Below are 16,474 nucleotides of genomic sequence, written 5' to 3'. Positions count from 1 at the left end.
CCATGTTTCGCATACGCACCTTCGCTCTCGGCGCGGCCGCGCTGATGGCCCTGGCCACCGTTGGCTGCGGGGACGACTCCGGCGCCGAGGCCGGCGCCGACGGCAACGTCACGCTGACGTTCGTCAACGCGCAGGATCCGGGCACCTTCGACAAGGTCATCGCCGACTTCGAGAAGGCCAACCCCACTATCAAGATCAAACAGCAGGTCGTCCCGTTCGACGATCTGAATTCGACGGTGCAATCGCGGCTGGGGGCCCGGGATGCCGACATCGACCTCTACGACGTCGACGAGCCCCGGCTGGCGGCCTTCGCGTCGCGCGGCTTCCTGGAGCCGCTGGACGACCTGAAGTCGCAGGCCGAGGGCCGGATCGATGCCAACGCCCTGAAAATCACGACGTTCGACGGCAAGCAGTACGCCATGCCCCGCTGGACCTCGACCCAGCTGCTCTACTACAACAAGGCGCTGCTGGCCAAGGCCGGCATCAAGGCGCCCAGCAGCAATCCGGCCACCCCGGTGACCTGGGAGCAGGTGACCGCCGACGGCAAGAAGGCCCAGAGCGCGGGCGCCCGGTACGGCTTGATCTTCGACCAGGTCGACCGCTACTACCAGCTCCAGCCGCTGCCCGAGTCGCTCGGCGGAGGGCCCGGCCTGACCGGCGACGGCCTGCTGCAACCGGACGTGACCAACGCCGGCTGGACCAGCGCCTTCACCTGGTATCACGACCTGTTCGCGTCCGGGGTGGCACCGCGCGGCATCAACCCCGAGCAGACACCCGGCCTGTTCGCCACCGGCGCCGTCGCCTTCTTCGCCGGCGGGCCGTGGAACGCCGCCGCGTTCGACAAGGAGAAGGCCGTCGACTACGGCGTGGCCCCGTTCCCCCGCTTCGCCCAGGGCAAGCCGGCCACGTCGACCGACTCCTGGTCGACCGGCATCAGCCCGTTCTCCGACAGCAAGGACGCGGCCAAGAAGTTCCTCGCCTACATGACCACCGACCCGGCCGGCGCGACCGCGACCACGAGCAACAACATCCCGGTGCAGCAGCAGGCCTTCCAGACCTACCTCAAGGGGCTCGGCGGCAAGGGCGCCCGCTACCAGCAGATCGCCGACATCATCGAGCACTCGGTGGCCGGCACCGCGGTGTCCCGGCCGATCACCACCGGGTACGTCGACTTCGAGTCGGTCCTCAACAAGGCGTTCGCCGACATCCGCAACGGCACCGACGCGACCACCCGGCTCACCCAGGCCGGCGAGGAGCTCGAGCGTGCCCTGGCCAAGTACCGCAAGTGACCGCGCCGACCAGATCCAGGCGGGGCCGGTGGGGCGACCTGCCGGTCGCCGTCACCTTCCTGCTGCCGGCCCTGCTGGCCGCGGTGCTGCTGCGGCTCTGGCCCACCGTGCGAGCGGTCTGGGACAGTCTGCGCAGCACCGCGCTCGGGGTGGAGCCGACGCACTGGGTAGGTGCCGAGCAGTACCGTGCGCTGCTCGACGACCCGGCCTTTCTCAATGCGCTGAAGGTCACCCTGCTGTTCGGCATCGTGGTCAACCCGCTGCAGATCGCCGTGGCGCTCGCGCTGGCGGTGCTCTTCAACGAACGCATCCGCGGTGCGGGGCTCATGCGGACCCTGGTCTTCCTGCCCGTCGCCATCCCGCAGAGTGTGTCGGCGGTGATCTGGGCCGTCGCCTTCCGCCCCGACGGCCCGCTCAACGGGGTGCTGGCCCGGCTCGGCATCGCGCCGCAGGGCTTTCTGACCTCGTCCGGCCAGGCGCTGCCGTCGATAGTCGTGGTGGTCTCCTGGATCGGGGTCGGCTATTGGATGATGTTCCTGATCGCCGGGCTCAAGGAGATCGACCCCACGCTGTACGAGGCGGCAGCGCTGGACGGCGCGGGCCGGTGGGCCCGGTTCCGCAGCATCACGATCCCGCAGCTGCGCCGGCAGCTCGCCTTCGTGCTGGTGGCCGACACCATCTCGAACCTGCTGGTGTTCGCGCCGGTGCAGATCCTGACCGGCGGCGGACCCAACGGCCGGACCAACCTGATCATGAACGACGTGTTCGAGCGCGCCTACGTCCGGGCCGACGCGGGCGCGGCGGCCGCCGGAACGGTGATCGTGGTGCTGATCGCCCTGGCCGTCGTCCTGGTGCAGTTCCGCCTTCTGTCGAGAGGAAGTGACTGAGTGTCCACACAGACCCGGCAACGGCCGTCCGGGGCGAAGCCGGCCCCGGCTCCGCCCCGGCCCCGGCGACGGCCCTCACGCCGCATCGGCATGATCCTGCTCGGCTCGCTCATCGCCGTGCTGTTCGTCCTGCCGTTGTGGTGGGCGGCGGTCAGCGCACTGCGACCGCAGCGGGAGACGTTCGCCACCCTCTCCCCCGTGTCGCTGTGGACGCTGCTGCCCCGCGGGCTCACGACCGGCAACTTCGACCGGCTGTTCGACGCCGAGTTCGGCCGGGCGCTGCTCAACTCGACCGTCGTCACCGTGGCCACGCTGGTGGCGGGCCTGGCGATCTGCGCCACCGCGGCGTTCGCCCTGGCCGTGCTCAACTTCCCGGGGCGCGCGGTGGTGTTCGCCGTCATGGTGATCTCGTTCCTCATCCCGTTCGACGCCATCGCCATCCCGCTGATGTCGATCTTCCGGGAGGCGCGGCTGGAGAACACGTACGCCGCCCTGGTTCTGCCCGGTATCGGCAACGGCTTCGCGGTGTTCCTGCTGCGCGGGTTCTTCCTGGGCGTGCCGGCCGAGCTGGCCGACGCGGCCCGGGTCGACGGGCTCGGCTGGTGGGGTGTCTTCCGGCGGATCTATCTGCCTCTGTCCCGGCCCGCCCTGATCGGCGCCGGCCTGATCCTGTTCGTCTTCCAGTGGCAGGCCTATCTGTGGCCCCTGCTGATCGCGCCGGACCCGGAGATGACGGTCGCCCCGGTGGCCATCGCGCAGTTCGCGGGTCAGCAGGGGGTGGACTTCGGTGCGATCTTCGCGGGCGCGGTGCTGACCGCGCTCGTGCCGCTGCTGATCCTGCTGTTCTTCCAGCGCTACTTCACCCAGTCGGTGACCGCGTCGGGCCTCAAAGGATGATTCCCGTACGCGGGTGACAGCAGGCCGCGCAGTGGCTCGAACAGTCCCTTCGACGCCGCGAGGACGTCACCGCTGCGCGGCCAGGTGCCCTCGTGCCGCCCGTCGAGGTCACCGACGACCCCACCGGCCTCCAGCACCAGCAGCACACCCGCGGCGCAGTCCCACGGCTGCAGCCCGGGTAACCAGGCCGCGTCGGCCCGGGCCGTGGCGACGTTGGCCAGCGCGGCCGCAGCACTGCCGCCCCGGCGCAGGTCACGCACCCGGGACGCGAGCGCGCCGACCATGGCGGCCGCCCGGGGACGCTGCTCCGGCCGCCCCAGGTTGACCTCGACCAGGGTCCGGGCGAGATCGTCCTGTTCCAGGACGGCGACCGGTGCGCCCCGGGTGCGGGTGCCGCCGCCGCGGCGGGCCTCGGTCATCCGGTCCAGTTCCGGTTCCACCACCACCCCGGCCAGCAGGCGCCCACCCGCCGCGTCGCAGGCCGCCACGCTCACGGCCCAGTCGGATCGGCCGTAAAGGTAGCTCGTGGTCCCGTCGATCGGATCGACGAGCCAGCGCACGCCCGAACGCCCGTCGAGCGCACCGTGTTCCTCGCCCAGCACCCCGTCGCCGGGCCGGTGCGCGGCCAGCACGGCACGGATGGCCGTTTCGGTCTCGCGGTCGGCCTGACTGACCAGGTCCGCCGGTCCGGCCTTCTCCTCCACCAGCAGGCGGTCGGCGTGGGCCCGCCAGTCGAGCGCGACCCGCGCGCCGGCTCGGGCGGCCCGGCGCGCGGTGGTCAGCAGCTCGTCGAGCTCGCTGTCACGCACGAGCCGACCCGCGGCCGTGCAGCACCTGCCACGTCTCGCGCCCCAGCGTCGCCCGCGCGACCGGCGCGAGGGCAACACCGAGACGCGCGCGTACCCGATCGCCGAGCGCCCCCAGTGTCCGCAAAGAACCGGCCACGCACCGCACGTACGCGCCCATCACCACGGCCCACGGCAGGGCCGCGAGCATCGGTGCGCCGGCCCAGGCCCACACGGTGAGCGCCACCAGCACGGCGCCCGCCCCTACGACGGCGGCCCGGCCGCGCCCGGCCAGCACGACCGCCGTCGCTGCGACGGCCCCGGCCACGCCGGCCACCGCGACATCACCGGCCGTCGCCGGGCCGGTCAGCAGGCGACCGGAGATCACGGCGGCCGTTCCGGCGACGATCGCGGCGAGATTCCACGGGGCGCTGAGCGGGGTGCGACCGCGCAGCGCCGCCCACCCGGTGACGGACCCGTCGGCGGGACCACCGATGTGCCGTGCGTCCAGCCGCTCCGGCAACCACCGCACCAGGGCCAGCAGATGCTCGCGGGCGTGCCGGGCCTCGCACCGCCAGACGAGACGGTCGTTGCGCAGCCGGGCGAAAGCGGTCGACTCGATCGCCCACCGGCTGGTCACGAAGGCCACCCCGTACGCCCAGAGGGTGACGCCGGCCGCCACGCCGGTCCACGGATGCCGCGGCAGGTCGATCACCAGGGCCAGACCCGTCAGGCCACGAACGACGTAGCCGGCACCCACGACGATCCAGAGCAGGACGAGAGCGGGACTCAGGGGCGCCGGGACCGCACCGGAGCGGCCGGTCGCGGCGGCCCGCAGCCCCTCGTAGGCGATCGCCACGCCGAAGACGCCCAGCACCATCCAGAGCACGATCGGTCCCAGCTGCAGGCTCGGCAGCATCAGCACCAGAGCTGCGGCCAGGACGAGTCGGAGCAGGGCGACAGCCGCACTGGCTGTTATGTGCGAGTGCGCGCGGTCCAGCGGTCCCGGCAGGCGCCCGCGGTCCGCCTCGGCCGGATGGCGCTGGTCGGCCGCGAAACCCCGGATGTCGTTCCACTGATACCGGGCCGGATAGACCAGCAGCTCCAGCACCACCAGCGCCACGGCCGCCCGGAGCACCGTCCAGGCGTCCACGCCACCCGCTGCGAGCGTTGCCAGTCCGAAGGTGAGCGGCATCAGCAGGCCCTTGATCAGATCCTTGGGCCGGGGCATGAGGAGATAGCCGAGCAGGCTGCGTGCGGGGCGAACCGCAGGCACCGGGGGTGCCACCCGCGGCAGCACACCGGAATCCACGATTTGTGCGGTTGTCATGGCGCGGCCTTCCCACCGGGGCGAGCGTCAAACGACGGGTCGACCGGTGAGCAGTTCGGTCGCCAGATAGTCGCAGATGGTGGCGGCCGGGCCGTACACCTCCAGGTCGTGCAGGGCGTTCTCGAGCGTGCCGGCCAGCCCCGGATCCGCGGCCAGCGACCCGAAGAGGCGATGCTCGGCCAGCAGCGGGCGGGGGTCGTTGCCGCCGGCCCGGGCTCTGGCCTGCAGCGTTTCGGCCAGGGCGTCGCGGACCTCGATCGGTGCGCCGTTCAGGTCGTACCCGCGCAGATAGCAGAACCAGGCCGCCACCGCGAGGCTCAGCAGCAGGGCCGGGCGGCCGGTCCGGCGGGCGTCGGCCAGGCTGGGCAGCAGGTAGGCCGGCATCTTGGTCGAGCCCCGGCCGCACAGGCGGGAGAGCTGGTCGCTGATCCTGGGGTTGGCGAAGCGCCGCAGCACGCGGGCCTGATAGGCGTCCAGATCGATGCCGGGGACCTTCGGCAGCAGCGGCGCGATCTCCTCCCGCATGAGCACCGCCAGGTAGTCGGCGATGACCGGGTTCGTCATGGCCTCGCTGCTGGTGCGGTACTCGCCGGTCAGCGAGCCGAGGTAGCCCAGCGCGCTGTGACCGGCGTTGAGCAGCCGGGTCTTCATCAGCCGGTACGGCGTCACGTCGGGGACGAAGTGGACACCGAACTGCTCGAGCGGCGGCCGGCCGTACGGGAAGTCGTCCTCGACGACCCACTGGCGGAACGGCTCGGTCACCACCGGGCTCCGGTCGTCGATCCCGAACCTCGACGCCACCAGTCGCCGGGTGGCCGCGCCGGTGGCCGGCGTGATCCGGTCGACCATGCTCGCCGGGAAGGAGACGTGAGCATCGATCCAGGCCGCGAGGGCCCGGTCACGCAGGCGGGCCGGCCCCAGCACCGCGGCCCGCGCCGCAGCGCCGTTGTCCGGCAGGTTGTCGCACGACAGCACGGTGAAGCCGGGCAGGCCGGCCCGGCGGCGCCGGTCCAGCGCCTCGACGAGGAACCCGGCGGCGGTGGTGGGCCGCGCCGGGTCGACCGGACGGCCGGGGTGGTGGTAGCCGTCACCGGTGACGGTGAGCGTGACCAGCCGGACCCGTGGGTCGGCCAGGGCGTCCAGCACGGCGGCCGGACGGTCGGGCGCGTACCGGTAGCCGGTCATCGCACCGACCACGCGTCCCCGATCGCCGTCCTCGTCGCTCTCCACCACGGTGAACAGGCAGTCCTGCGGCAGCAGCGCGTCACGCATCCCCGGGGAGCGCAGGCCGACGCCGACCACGCCCCAGCCGAGGTCACCGCTACGGGCCAGATCGTCGAAGTAGACGGCCTGGTGCGCACGGTGGAACCCGCCCACCCCGAGATGCACGACGGCGGGGACGAGCGCGGACCGATCATAGGTGGGAACGTCGATCCGGTCGGCCAGAGAACGTACGGTCCGGTTGCTGAGGGAGATGCGATCCACGTCGGGCCCTTCGGTCGGGCCGTCCGGCGGCCCCTGAATGCGGTTCCGGCGCTTGCCCTCGAAAAGTGCTGAGAAACAACGAGTTTGCTGCTCCCGCCACCACAGTGGTCAGTTGGGCTGACCGGCCTCACCCGGGGGCAGGAGCGGGGTCAGGCCCACCACCGCGGCGAACCGCCGGACGAACGGCTGCATGGCCACGACGCTCACGACGACACCGCGGACACGGCCGGCGTCGTACGCGGCCAGCAGCGCCCTGGCCCCGGCCGCGGACAGCGACGGCACCCCGCCCAGGTCGACCTCCAGCTGCGCACCCGCGGGCGCCCGCGCGATGATCCGCACCAGCTTGCGCTGCAGGCGGCCGGCGTTGTCCCGATCCACCTCACCGGTGACGACGACACGCGTCGGTCCCGTCGCCGACCGGCGGATGGCCACGGCCGGTCCGGTCTGCGCCGGGTCGGCCGTGTCGCCGGGCCACAGCGGCGTCTCGTCGGTCAGCATGGCCGTCCGCAGCCAGCCGAGCACGCGGCTGATCAGCCGGGACACATGCATCTGGGAGATGCCCAAGTCGTCGGCGATCTCCGACTGGGAACGGTTGCCGTAAAAACGCTCCAGCAGGATCCGCTTCTCGCGGGCCGGCAGCCGCTCGATCAGCCGGCGCAGGGTCAGCTGATCGGTGACCAGCTCGAGATTCCCGTCGGCGTCGCCCAGCAGGTCGCCGAGCGCGGCCCCGGAATCACCCACCGGCAGGCTCAACGACACGGGCCGGTAGCCCGCGCGGGATGCGAGCGCCTCCGCCACCTCCGCCACGCCGGCACCGCACCGCGCCGCCAGCTCCTGCTCGGTCGGCGGGCGGTGCAGCTCCGCCGTCAGCTCCTCGGTGGCCCGCCCGGCCACCCGGGACAGATCCTGCAGCCGGCGAGGAACCTGCACGCCCCACGTGTGATCGCGGAAGTACCGCTTGAGCTCCCCCGAGATGGTGGTGACCGCGTACGCGGTGAAAGATCCGCGCTCCGGGTCGTAACGGTCGATCGCCTTGACGAGGGCGAGGCGGGCCACCTGCTCCAGATCGTCCATGGACTCCCGGCTGTGCCGGTACCGACCGGCCAATCGGCCCGCGAAGGGCAGCAGCCGGCGGATCACGTCGTCGCGCAAGCGCCCCGCCCGTACCGGGTCGAGAGCGGCACGGTCACGAATGTATCGCTCGGCGATCTCGTCCAGATCATCGGACAGCTCGACCGGCGCGTCGGCGCGGGCCATGACGCCATAGTGGTCCGTGAGCATGGTCACCCTCCGTGACATTTGCTCCGCGGACACAGGGCGGAAGGGGTCAGTACTCGAACCACGCTAGCCGCCTTACGCCGGATCGACACCTCGGGGCCACCGTCCGGCCGGCGCGATCACTCCACACTGACCGGCAGCGCGGCTTCGAGCTCCTGCCACGACTCGATCACGAGGGCGACGCCCGCGTCCTCGAGCGCCGCGCGGCGGGCCACCCGTTCGGCCGGGGGCACGAAGACCAGGTTGCCCACGGTGGGGATGCCCGCGGCCACGGCCGACCGGGCGCCGGGCCACGAGTCCTCGACGGCGACAGCCTGCGCCGGCGCGACACCGAGCTGCCGCACGGCGTACAGATAGATCGCGGGGTCGGGTTTGCTGGTGGGCCGGGGCAACGAGTCCTCGGCGCTGTACCGCCGCCCGGCCGGGAGCAACCCGGCCAGGCCGGTGGCTCGGAAACACTCGTCCAGCCGGGACAGGGCGCTGGAGCTGACCACTGCCAGCCGGTACCGACCCGCCAGCCGATGCAGAGGTTCCAGCACGGCCGGGTCGGGGCGCAACACCTGGCCGAGGTAGTCGGAGACGACCTTCTTCTCCTCGGCCACCCAGTCCGCGAGCACCTCAGGGGTCAGCACCCGGCCGTGCCCGGCCGCCAGATCGGCGGCCGTGGTGCGGAAGTTCTTGCCCGTCGTGGTCAGCCGCAACTCCTCGGCCGTGTAGGCGCGGGAGACGCCCAGCGAGGCCAGCAGGCGGTTGGTCACGTCGGCCGAGGCGACGAACGCGGGCTCCTCCGACGGGAACAGGTTGCCGTCGGCGTCCAGCAACAGGGCGCGCACCTCACCGGCGCGGGGGAGATCGATCACGGGACCGGGCTACCCGGTGGGCCAGGCCCTACACAGAGGACTTCAACCCGCCCGTTCCCCGTTTACTGACCGACGACCTGGTCGCGACCGGGCTCGCCGCCGGCGTCAGCGGCTTCCTGCAGAAGGGCGCAGACCCCTACACCCTCCTGCAGTCCGGCCGCGACGTCGCGCTGGGCTTCACCCGGGCCGTCGCTCAGCGCGGCACGACCTTCTCGACCGCCCACTGACGCCACGTGTCGAGGTGGTGCTGCACCTGCGCCAGCTGGTCGGCCACGGGGCCGGGGCCGGTCGAGCCGGGTGTGGTGCGCGAGGCCAGCGCCGAGTCGACGGTCAGGACCTGGCGCACCGTCGGGTCGAGGTGCTCGCTGACCGTCTTCAGGTCGTCGTCGGTCAGGTCCTCCAGCTCGCACTCGCGCACCGAGCAGATCGCGACCAGCTTGCCGGTGATCTCGTGGGCCTCGCGGAACGGCACACCCTTGCGCACCAGCCAGTCGGCGACCTCGGTGGCCAGCGAGAACCCGACGGGCGCGGCCGCGGCGAGGCGGTCCACCCGTACGGTCATCGTCGAGATCATGCCGGCCAGCGCGGGCAGGAGCAGCTCGAGCGTCTCGATCGCGTCGAAGACCGGCTCCTTGTCCTCCTGCATGTCGCGGTCGTAGGTCAGCGGCAGGCCCTTGAGCATGGTCAGCACCGCGACCAGCCCGCCGATCAGCCGGCCGCTCTTGCCCCGGGCCAGCTCGGCGATGTCCGCGTTCTTCTTCTGCGGCATGATCGACGACCCGGTGGCGAACGCGTCGTCGAGCTCGACCCAGCCGAACTCCGTCGACGTCCAGAGCACCACTTCCTCGCCCAGGCGGGACAGGTGCACCCCGATCAGCGACGTGATGAAGAGGAACTCGGCCACGAAGTCGCGGTCGGCCACGGCGTCCATCGAGTTGGCCGCGGGCGCGGCGAAGCCCAGCTCCTTGGCCACGGCGGCCGGGTCGAGGGGCAGGGAGGAGCCGGCCAGCGCGCCGCTGCCGAGCGGCGAGACCGCCGTACGGGCGTCCCAGTCCTTCATCCGATCGAGGTCGCGCAGCAGCGGCTGCACGTGGGCGAGCAGCCAGTGGCCGAACGAGACCGGCTGGGCGTGCTGCACGTGGGTCAGGCCGGGCGCGGGCGTGCCGACGTTGCGGGCGGCCTGCTCGGTCAGCGCGTCGGCCAGCTCGACCAGCGCGACGGCCACCCCACGGGCGTGGTCGCGCATGTAGAGCCGCAGATCGGTGGCGACCTGGTCGTTGCGGGAGCGGCCGGCGCGCAGTTTGCCGCCGAGCGCGCCGAGGCGTTCGAGCAGGCCGCGCTCGAGGGCGGTGTGCACGTCCTCGTCGTCGATGGTGGGCCGGAACTCGCCGGACGCGCAGGCCGCCTCGAGGTCGTCCAGGGCGGCCAGCATCTGGCCCAGCTCGTCGGGGTCGAGCAGCCCGGCCGCGGCGAGCACCCGGGCGTGGGCGCGGGAGCCGGCGATGTCGTACGGGGCGAGGCGCCAGTCGAACTGGACACTCACGGACAGCCGGGCCAGGGCGTCGGCCGGGCCACCGGCGAACCGGCCACCCCACAAAGAAGTCTTCTCAGTCATTGTCTTCCATTTTGCCGTGTTCAAGTTCGTGGTTGTGACCGGCCCAGTCGGCGAGCTTGGCCGCGAGCGCCTTGCCACCGGTGACGTCGCGGGAGACGACGAGGATCGTGTCGTCGCCGGCGATCGTGCCCACGACGTCGGTCAGCCCGGCCCGGTCGAGCGCGCTGGCCAGGAAGTGCGCGGCCCCGGGCGGGGTGCGCAGCACGGCGATGTTGCCGCTGGAGTCGACGCCGGTCAGCAGTTCGCGCAGCAGCCGCAGCAGCCGGGCCGGTCCCTGTTCGGTGGTCTCGCGCAGCGGGCGCTTGCCGTCCTCGGGGATCAGGTAGGCGCCGCTGACCTTGACCGCGCCGAGCTCCTCCAGGTCGCGGGAGAGCGTGGCCTGGGTGACCACCACGTCCCAGCCGGAGAGTTTCTCGGCCAGCTCGGTCTGGGACCGGATCTCAGAGGCGCGGATGAGTTCCACGATCCGGGCGTGCCGGCCCGCGCGAGTCACCGGCCCGGTCATGACTTGTTCACCGCCAGCAGCCAGGCCAGCAGGGCCTTCTGCGCGTGCAGGCGATTCTCGGCCTGGTCGAAGACAGCGCTCTGCGGCCCGTCCATGACCTCGTCGGTGATCTCCTCACCGCGGTGGGCGGGCAGGCAGTGCAGCACGATCGCGCCCTCCGCGGCCGCGCCCAGCAGCTTGCTGTTGACCTGGTAGGGCCAGAACGGGGTGAGCCGGTCGCGCCCGTCGCCCTCCTGCCCCATCGACGTCCACGTGTCGGTGGCCAGCACGTCGACACCGTCGGCGGCCTCGAGGGGGTCGCGCAGCACCTCGACCGAGCCGCCGGTCCCGGCCGCGATCTCGGCCGCGCGCGACACGACGGCCGGCGCCGGGTCGAAACCGGACGGGCCGGCCACCCGTACGTGCATGCCCGCGGTCGCCCCGGCCAGCAGGTAGGAGTGCGCCATGTTGTTGGCCGCGTCCCCCACGTACGCGAGCTTCTTGCCCTGCGGCGAGCCGAGACGCTCGCGGATGGTGAGCAGGTCGGCCAGCAGCTGGCAGGGGTGGAACCCGTCGGTCAGCGCGTTGATCACCGGCACGTCGACGTCGGAGGCGAGCTCGGTCAGGCGTTCGTCCCCGGTGGTGCGGAACACCATGGCGGCGACGTAGCGGGACACGACCTGGCCGGCGTCGCTGAGCGATTCGCCCCGCCCGAAGTGGGTGGCGTGCGTGTCGACGATCATCGGCTGGCCGCCCAGTTCGGCGATGCCGGCCTCGAACGACAGCCGGGTCCGCAGGCTGACCTTGTCGAAGAAGACGGCGACCGAGCGGGGGCCCTCGAGCGGCCGGTACGCGAAGCGGTCGGCCTTCATCTCGGTCGCCAGCTCGAGGACGGCGTTCTGCTCGTCGGGGGTCAGGTCGTCGTCGCGCAGGAAGTGGCGGGTCACAGCGCACCCCGCAGGGCCTCGATGAGCGCGTCGGCCTGCTCGGTGCTGATGATCAGCGGCGGGGCCAGGCGGATGACGTCGGGTTGCGGGGCGTTCACGAGGAATCCGGCTTCCTTGAGGGCGGCGGCGATGCGGGTGGCCTCGGGTGCGGTGAGCACGATCCCGAGCAGCAGTCCGGCGCCGCGCACGTGGGCGATCAGGGGGTGGTCGAGGCCTTCGATGCCGTGCCGCAGCTGCTCGCCGACGCGCTTGACGTGGTCGAGCAGGCCCTCGCCGGCGATCGTGCGGATCACGGCCAGGCCGGCCGCGCACGAGATCGGGTTGCCGCCGAAGGTGGTGCCGTGCGAGCCGGGGGTGAACAGCTCGGCGGCCGGGCCGAACGCGATGCAGGCGCCCAGGGGCAGGCCGCCGCCGAGGCCCTTGGCCAGCGTGATGACGTCGGGTTCGACGCCCTCGCTCTGATGGTGGAACCAGTGCCCCGTACGGCCGATGCCCGTCTGCACCTCGTCCAGCACCAGCAGCGCGCCGTTCTTGTCGCAAATTTCCCGTACGCCGGACAGGTAGCCGGGCGGCGGCACGACTACGCCGTTCTCGCCTTGGATCGGCTCGAGGATGACCATCGCAGTCCGGTCATTGACCGCCGCTTCCATCTCGGACAAATCACCGAACGACGTATGGGTGACGTCGCCGGGCAACGGCCGGAACGGGTCCGACTTGGCCGGCTGGCCGGTGAGAGCGAGCGCCCCCATGGTGCGTCCGTGGAATCCACCGTGGGTCGCGACCACATGCGTACGGCCGGTCAGTCGGGAAATCTTGAAGGCGGCCTCGTTGGCCTCGGCCCCCGAATTGGTGAAGACGACCCGCCCGGCCCGGCCCGCGAGCGCCAGCAACAGTTCGGCCAGGGCGACCGGCGGCTCGGCGACGTAGAAGTTGGACACGTGCCCCAGTTGCTGCACCTGCTGGGTGACGGCGGCGACCACGGCCGGGTGGGCGTGCCCGAGCGCGTTGACCGCGATGCCGCCGAGGAAATCGACGTACTGCCGGCCGTCCTCATCGGTGATCACCGCACCCTCGCCTCGGACGAAAGCGGCCTGCGGGGTGCCGTAGTTGTTCATGCCCGCGTGCGACCAGCGTTCGATGAGCGAACTCATGAGGGGACCACCATCGTTCCTATTCCTTCCGGGGTGAAGACTTCGAGCAGCGTCGAGTGGGCGACCCGGCCGTCGATGACGTGGGCCGCGGGCACGCCACCGCGGACGGCGCGCAGGCAGGCCTCCATCTTGGGGACCATGCCCGACTCGAGCCGGGGCAGCAGCTTGGCCAGGGCGTCGGCGTCGATCTCGGTGACCAGCGACGACGTGTCGGGCCAGTCGGTGTAGAGCCCGGGCACGTCGGTCAGCACGACCAGCTTCTGCGCGCCCAGGGCCTCGGCCAGCGCGGCGGCGGCGGTGTCGGCGTTCACGTTGTGCACCACCCCGCCGGCGTCGGGGGCGACGCTGGCGATCACCGGGATGCGGCCCGCCGCGATCAGGTCGTCGACGGCCGAGGTGTCGACGCGGTCCACGTCGCCGACCAGCCCGATGTCGACCTCTTCACCATCGATCAGAGCCCCCCGCCGTACGGCGGTGAACAGGTGGGCGTCCTCCCCGGAGAGCCCGACGGCGAGCGGGCCGTGACGGTTGATCAGCCCGACCAGTTCGCGGCCGACCTGCCCGGTCAGCACCATCCGGACGACCTCCATGGCCTCCGGGGTGGTGACGCGCAGGCCGCCGCGGAACTCGCTCTCGATGCCGAAGCGGTCGAGCATCCGGCTGATCTGCGGGCCGCCGCCGTGCACGACGACCGGGCGGATGCCCGCGTACCGGAGGAAGGCCATGTCCGCGGCGAAGGCCTGCTGCAGCGAAGGGTTGATCATGGCGTTGCCGCCGTACTTGATCACGATGGTCGAGCCGTGAAAGCGCTCCAGCCACGGCAGCGCCTCGATCAGGACCTCGGCCTTTTCGACAGGATCGCTCACGACGAGTACGCCGAGTTCTCGTGCACGTAGGCGTGCGAGAGGTCGGTGGTCCAGATCGTCGCGTCCATCTCGCCCTCGCGCAGGTTGATCGTGATCCGCACGTCGCGCCCGGAGAGGTCGACCTTGGACCTGTCCTCCGCGGCCGCCCCGCCCTTGCAGATCCACACGTCGTTGATCGCCACGTCGACCCGGTCGGGCTCGAAACGGGCCCGGGTGGTGCCGACCGCGGCCAGGATGCGCCCCCAGTTGGGGTCGTTGCCGAACAGCGCGGTCTTGACCAGGTTGTTGCCGGCCACCGAGCGGCCCACCTCGACCGCGTCGGCCTCGCTGGCCGCACCCTTGACCTCGATCGCGACGTGCTTGGTGGCGCCCTCGGCGTCGGTGATCAGCTGCTGGGCCAGGTCGTGGCAGACCTGAGTGACGGCGGCGGTCAGCTCCTCGGGCGTGGGCTGCACGTCCGAGGCGCCGCTGGCCAGCAGCAGCACGGTGTCGTTGGTCGACATGCAGCCGTCGGCGTCGATCCGGTCGAAGGTCAGCCGGGTCGCCTCGCGCAGGGCCGCGTCGAGCACCTCGTTGTCGGCGCTGGCATCGGTGGTGATCACCACGAGCATGGTGGCCAGGGCGGGGGCGAGCATGCCGGCACCCTTCGCGATGCCGCCGACCGACCAGCCCTCCTTCTCGACGACCGCGTTCTTGGCGACGGTGTCGGTCGTCATGATCGCCTCGGCGGCCCTCTCGCCGCCGTTCGTCTCCAAGGCGCGAGCCGCGGCGGCGACTCCGGGCAGCAGCTTGTCCATGGGCAGCAGCTCGCCGATCAGACCGGTCGAGCAGACGGCCACGTCGCCGGCGCCGATGAGCTGCGGCTTGGGGCCGCCGCGGAGCACGGCCGCGGTGTGCTCGGCGGTGGCGTGCGTGTCGCGGAAGCCCTGGCTGCCGGTGCACGCGTTGGCGCCGCCCGAGTTGAGCACGACGGCGCGCACGATGCCGCCCTTGAGCACCTGCTGGCTCCAGAGCACGGGCGCGGCCTTGACCCGGTTGCCGGTGAAGACGCCGGCCGCGGTGAAGTCGGGGCCGTCGTTGACGACCAGGGCCACGTCGAGGTTGCCGGTGGGCTTGAGGCCGGCGGCGACGCCCGACGCCCGGAAGCCCTTGGGGTGGGTGACGGTCACGGTGCGACTCCGAACACGGACAGGCCCATCGTCTCGGGCAGGCCGGACATGAGGTTGGCACATTGCACTGCCTGACCCGCGGCACCCTTGCCGAGGTTGTCGAGCGCGCTCACCACCACGATGCGGCCCGAGTCGACGTCGACCGTGGCCTGCAGGTGGCACGAGTTGGATCCGGCGGTCGCGGCCGTGTGCGGCCAGGCGCCCTCGGGGAGGACATGCACAAAAGGCTCATTCCCGTACGCCTGAAGCAGCACCTCACGCGGGTCGCCCTGCGCCGCGCGACGGGCCGTGACGGTGGCCAGGATGCCGCGCGGCATCGGGGCCAGCACCGGGGTCATCGACAGTGACGTCGCCCCGGTGGCCTGCTTGATCTCGGGCACGTGCTGATGGGCACCCACCTTGTACGGCGAGAGGTCGCCCATGATCTCGCTGGCCAGCAAGTTCACCTTGGCGCTGCGGCCCGCGCCGGACGTGCCGGAGCTCGCCACCACGACCACGTCGGCCGGGTCGGCGAGGCCCGCGGCGATGAGCGGCGCCAGCGCGAGTGTGATGGTGGCCGCATAACAGCCCGTATTCGCCACCCGGCTCGAGGACGCGATCAGCTCGCGATGGCCCGGCAATTCGGGCAGGCCGTACGTCCACGTGCCGGCGTGCTCGCCGCCGTAATACCGCTCCCACAGCGCCGCGTCCCGCAGCCGGAAGTCCGCGCCCAGATCCACGATCTTGACGGACTCGGGCAGCTGCGCCGCGATCGCCGCCGACTGCCCGTGCGGCAGGGCGAGAAACACCAGGTCGGCGTCGCTCAGGCCGGCCGCGTCGGTCGCGGTGAGCGTGAGGTCGAGACCGGCCAGCTGCGGGTGGACGGCGGTGACGTGCGCACCGGCCTGTGAGTGGGCCGTGGCGGCCACGAGATCGAACTCGGGGTGCCCGGCGAGCAGTCGCAGGAGCTCGCCCCCCGCGTATCCGCTTGCACCGGCGACCGCGACCCGGATTCCCATACCAACCTCCGCATGACTATGCAGAGGACCGTATCAACCGTGAATAGGGCCCGGCAACACCATTCCCCGTCCGAGTTGTTCCCGGCCGGCCCCGACGGGCCCACCGGAGGGTTCTCGACCGGGCCGGTGTCGTCCCCTGGTGATATGACTTCATCCATGGCTGACAAGACGATCATTGCCCTCCGGGAAGCCGCGGCGGCGTACGCGGAAGCGGTTCGCACCACGCAGCGGTTCTTCGACCGCGTGGAAGACACCGACGACCCGTCCGTGCTGGTCGAATACGCCACCCTCGTCGAGCGCGAGAAGGAGGCGGCCGAGGCCCGGCGCGACGCTCTGGAGGCCGCCGGCATCGAGGTGCCGAGCATCGAGGAGACCGATACTGACAACTAAGTGAAAAGTTCCGGAACCGGCCTGGTCTCCCGTAACCGGTTCC

General features: G+C 71.8%; 16 protein-coding genes. 4 read left to right on the top strand and 12 right to left on the bottom strand.

Annotation, left to right across the window (positions count from 1 at the left end; translation table 11 throughout):
* The first annotated feature begins 2 nt into the window (after positions 1-2).
* From BKA14_RS42720 to BKA14_RS45465, 3 genes are read left to right on the top strand one after another with little or no spacing between them, the layout of a single operon-like run.
* A complete protein-coding gene (locus BKA14_RS42720; RefSeq protein WP_184956401.1) occupies positions 3-1,289 on the top strand; it encodes a sugar ABC transporter substrate-binding protein in 1,287 nt (428 codons plus the stop codon).
* Positions 1,286-2,176: a carbohydrate ABC transporter permease gene (locus tag BKA14_RS42715; protein ID WP_184956400.1), complete on the top strand. Its 891-nt coding sequence runs from the start codon at positions 1,286-1,288 to the stop codon at positions 2,174-2,176. Before BKA14_RS42720 ends, BKA14_RS42715 begins: the two co-directional genes overlap by 4 nt.
* Entirely contained in the window at positions 2,177-3,073 is an 897-nt protein-coding gene (locus tag BKA14_RS45465; RefSeq protein WP_184956399.1) for a carbohydrate ABC transporter permease, read from the top strand.
* Here BKA14_RS45465 and BKA14_RS42705 read toward each other — a convergent pair.
* The 12 genes from BKA14_RS42705 to argC all read right to left on the bottom strand — a co-directional run bounded on the left by BKA14_RS42705 (position 3,031) and on the right by argC (position 16,041).
* Complete coding sequence (locus BKA14_RS42705; RefSeq protein WP_184956398.1) at positions 3,031-3,882, bottom strand: inositol monophosphatase family protein; 852 nt, start codon at positions 3,880-3,882, stop codon at positions 3,031-3,033. The two genes, BKA14_RS45465 and BKA14_RS42705, sit on opposite strands and share 43 nt — an antisense overlap.
* Entirely contained in the window at positions 3,875-5,188 is a 1,314-nt protein-coding gene (locus BKA14_RS42700; RefSeq protein WP_184956397.1) for a hypothetical protein, read from the bottom strand. The genes BKA14_RS42705 and BKA14_RS42700 overlap by 8 nt, the downstream gene beginning before the upstream one ends.
* A gap of 27 nt (positions 5,189-5,215) precedes the next feature.
* A complete protein-coding gene (locus BKA14_RS42695) occupies positions 5,216-6,673 on the bottom strand; it encodes a mannitol dehydrogenase family protein (RefSeq protein ID WP_203722110.1) in 1,458 nt (485 codons plus the stop codon).
* A 108-nt stretch (positions 6,674-6,781) separates the two neighbouring features.
* Positions 6,782-7,954 (bottom strand): sigma-70 family RNA polymerase sigma factor, encoded by a 1,173-nt coding sequence (locus BKA14_RS42690; RefSeq protein WP_239092622.1) that lies wholly within the window; start codon positions 7,952-7,954, stop codon positions 6,782-6,784.
* 116 nt (positions 7,955-8,070) lie between these two features.
* Positions 8,071-8,811 carry an HAD family hydrolase gene (locus BKA14_RS42685; protein ID WP_203722112.1) on the bottom strand — a complete coding sequence of 247 codons (741 nt, stop codon included), beginning with the start codon at positions 8,809-8,811 and terminating at the stop codon, positions 8,071-8,073.
* Between the two features lie 193 nt (positions 8,812-9,004).
* Complete coding sequence (argH, locus tag BKA14_RS42680) at positions 9,005-10,426, bottom strand: argininosuccinate lyase (protein ID WP_184956396.1); 1,422 nt, start codon at positions 10,424-10,426, stop codon at positions 9,005-9,007.
* Entirely contained in the window at positions 10,419-10,931 is a 513-nt protein-coding gene (locus BKA14_RS42675) for an arginine repressor (RefSeq protein ID WP_184956395.1), read from the bottom strand. Before BKA14_RS42675 ends, argH begins: the two co-directional genes overlap by 8 nt.
* Complete coding sequence (argF, locus tag BKA14_RS42670; RefSeq protein ID WP_184956394.1) at positions 10,928-11,857, bottom strand: ornithine carbamoyltransferase; 930 nt, start codon at positions 11,855-11,857, stop codon at positions 10,928-10,930. Before argF ends, BKA14_RS42675 begins: the two co-directional genes overlap by 4 nt.
* Entirely contained in the window at positions 11,854-13,008 is a 1,155-nt protein-coding gene (locus tag BKA14_RS42665; RefSeq protein WP_184956393.1) for an acetylornithine transaminase, read from the bottom strand. The genes argF and BKA14_RS42665 overlap by 4 nt, the downstream gene beginning before the upstream one ends.
* On the bottom strand, positions 13,005-13,874 hold the full coding sequence (argB, locus tag BKA14_RS42660) for an acetylglutamate kinase (protein ID WP_184956392.1): 870 nt from the start codon (positions 13,872-13,874) through the stop codon (positions 13,005-13,007). Before argB ends, BKA14_RS42665 begins: the two co-directional genes overlap by 4 nt.
* Positions 13,871-15,043: a bifunctional glutamate N-acetyltransferase/amino-acid acetyltransferase ArgJ gene (gene argJ, locus BKA14_RS42655; protein WP_184956391.1), complete on the bottom strand. Its 1,173-nt coding sequence runs from the start codon at positions 15,041-15,043 to the stop codon at positions 13,871-13,873. The genes argB and argJ overlap by 4 nt, the downstream gene beginning before the upstream one ends.
* Positions 15,040-16,041 carry an N-acetyl-gamma-glutamyl-phosphate reductase gene (gene argC / locus BKA14_RS42650; RefSeq protein ID WP_184956390.1) on the bottom strand — a complete coding sequence of 334 codons (1,002 nt, stop codon included), beginning with the start codon at positions 16,039-16,041 and terminating at the stop codon, positions 15,040-15,042. The genes argJ and argC overlap by 4 nt, the downstream gene beginning before the upstream one ends.
* A gap of 156 nt (positions 16,042-16,197) precedes the next feature.
* On the opposite strand from argC, the gene BKA14_RS42645 reads away from it, so the two are divergent.
* On the top strand, positions 16,198-16,431 hold the full coding sequence (locus BKA14_RS42645) for a hypothetical protein (RefSeq protein ID WP_239092623.1): 234 nt from the start codon (positions 16,198-16,200) through the stop codon (positions 16,429-16,431).
* Positions 16,432-16,474 lie beyond the last annotated feature (43 nt).

It is taken from the genome of Paractinoplanes abujensis, from assembly GCF_014204895.1.
In the GTDB taxonomy this organism is placed as follows: Bacteria; Actinomycetota; Actinomycetes; order Mycobacteriales; family Micromonosporaceae; genus Actinoplanes; species Actinoplanes abujensis.
The sequence above is the reverse complement of the archived record's forward strand: the minus strand, read 5'-3'. Positions and strand labels throughout refer to the sequence as shown.

Coding starts and splice junctions, on each gene's coding strand:
- BKA14_RS42720 (WP_184956401.1), top strand. CDS start 3: ATGTTTCGCATACGCACCTTCGCTCTCGGCGCGGCCGCGCTGATGGCC.
- BKA14_RS42700 (WP_184956397.1), bottom strand. CDS start 5,188: ATGACAACCGCACAAATCGTGGATTCCGGTGTGCTGCCGCGGGTGGCA.
- BKA14_RS42690 (WP_239092622.1), bottom strand. CDS start 7,954: ATGCTCACGGACCACTATGGCGTCATGGCCCGCGCCGACGCGCCGGTC.
- argH (WP_184956396.1), bottom strand. CDS start 10,426: ATGACTGAGAAGACTTCTTTGTGGGGTGGCCGGTTCGCCGGTGGCCCG.
- BKA14_RS42675 (WP_184956395.1), bottom strand. CDS start 10,931: ATGACCGGGCCGGTGACTCGCGCGGGCCGGCACGCCCGGATCGTGGAA.
- BKA14_RS42665 (WP_184956393.1), bottom strand. CDS start 13,008: ATGAGTTCGCTCATCGAACGCTGGTCGCACGCGGGCATGAACAACTAC.
- argC (WP_184956390.1), bottom strand. CDS start 16,041: ATGGGAATCCGGGTCGCGGTCGCCGGTGCAAGCGGATACGCGGGGGGC.
- BKA14_RS42645 (WP_239092623.1), top strand. CDS start 16,198: ATGGCTGACAAGACGATCATTGCCCTCCGGGAAGCCGCGGCGGCGTAC.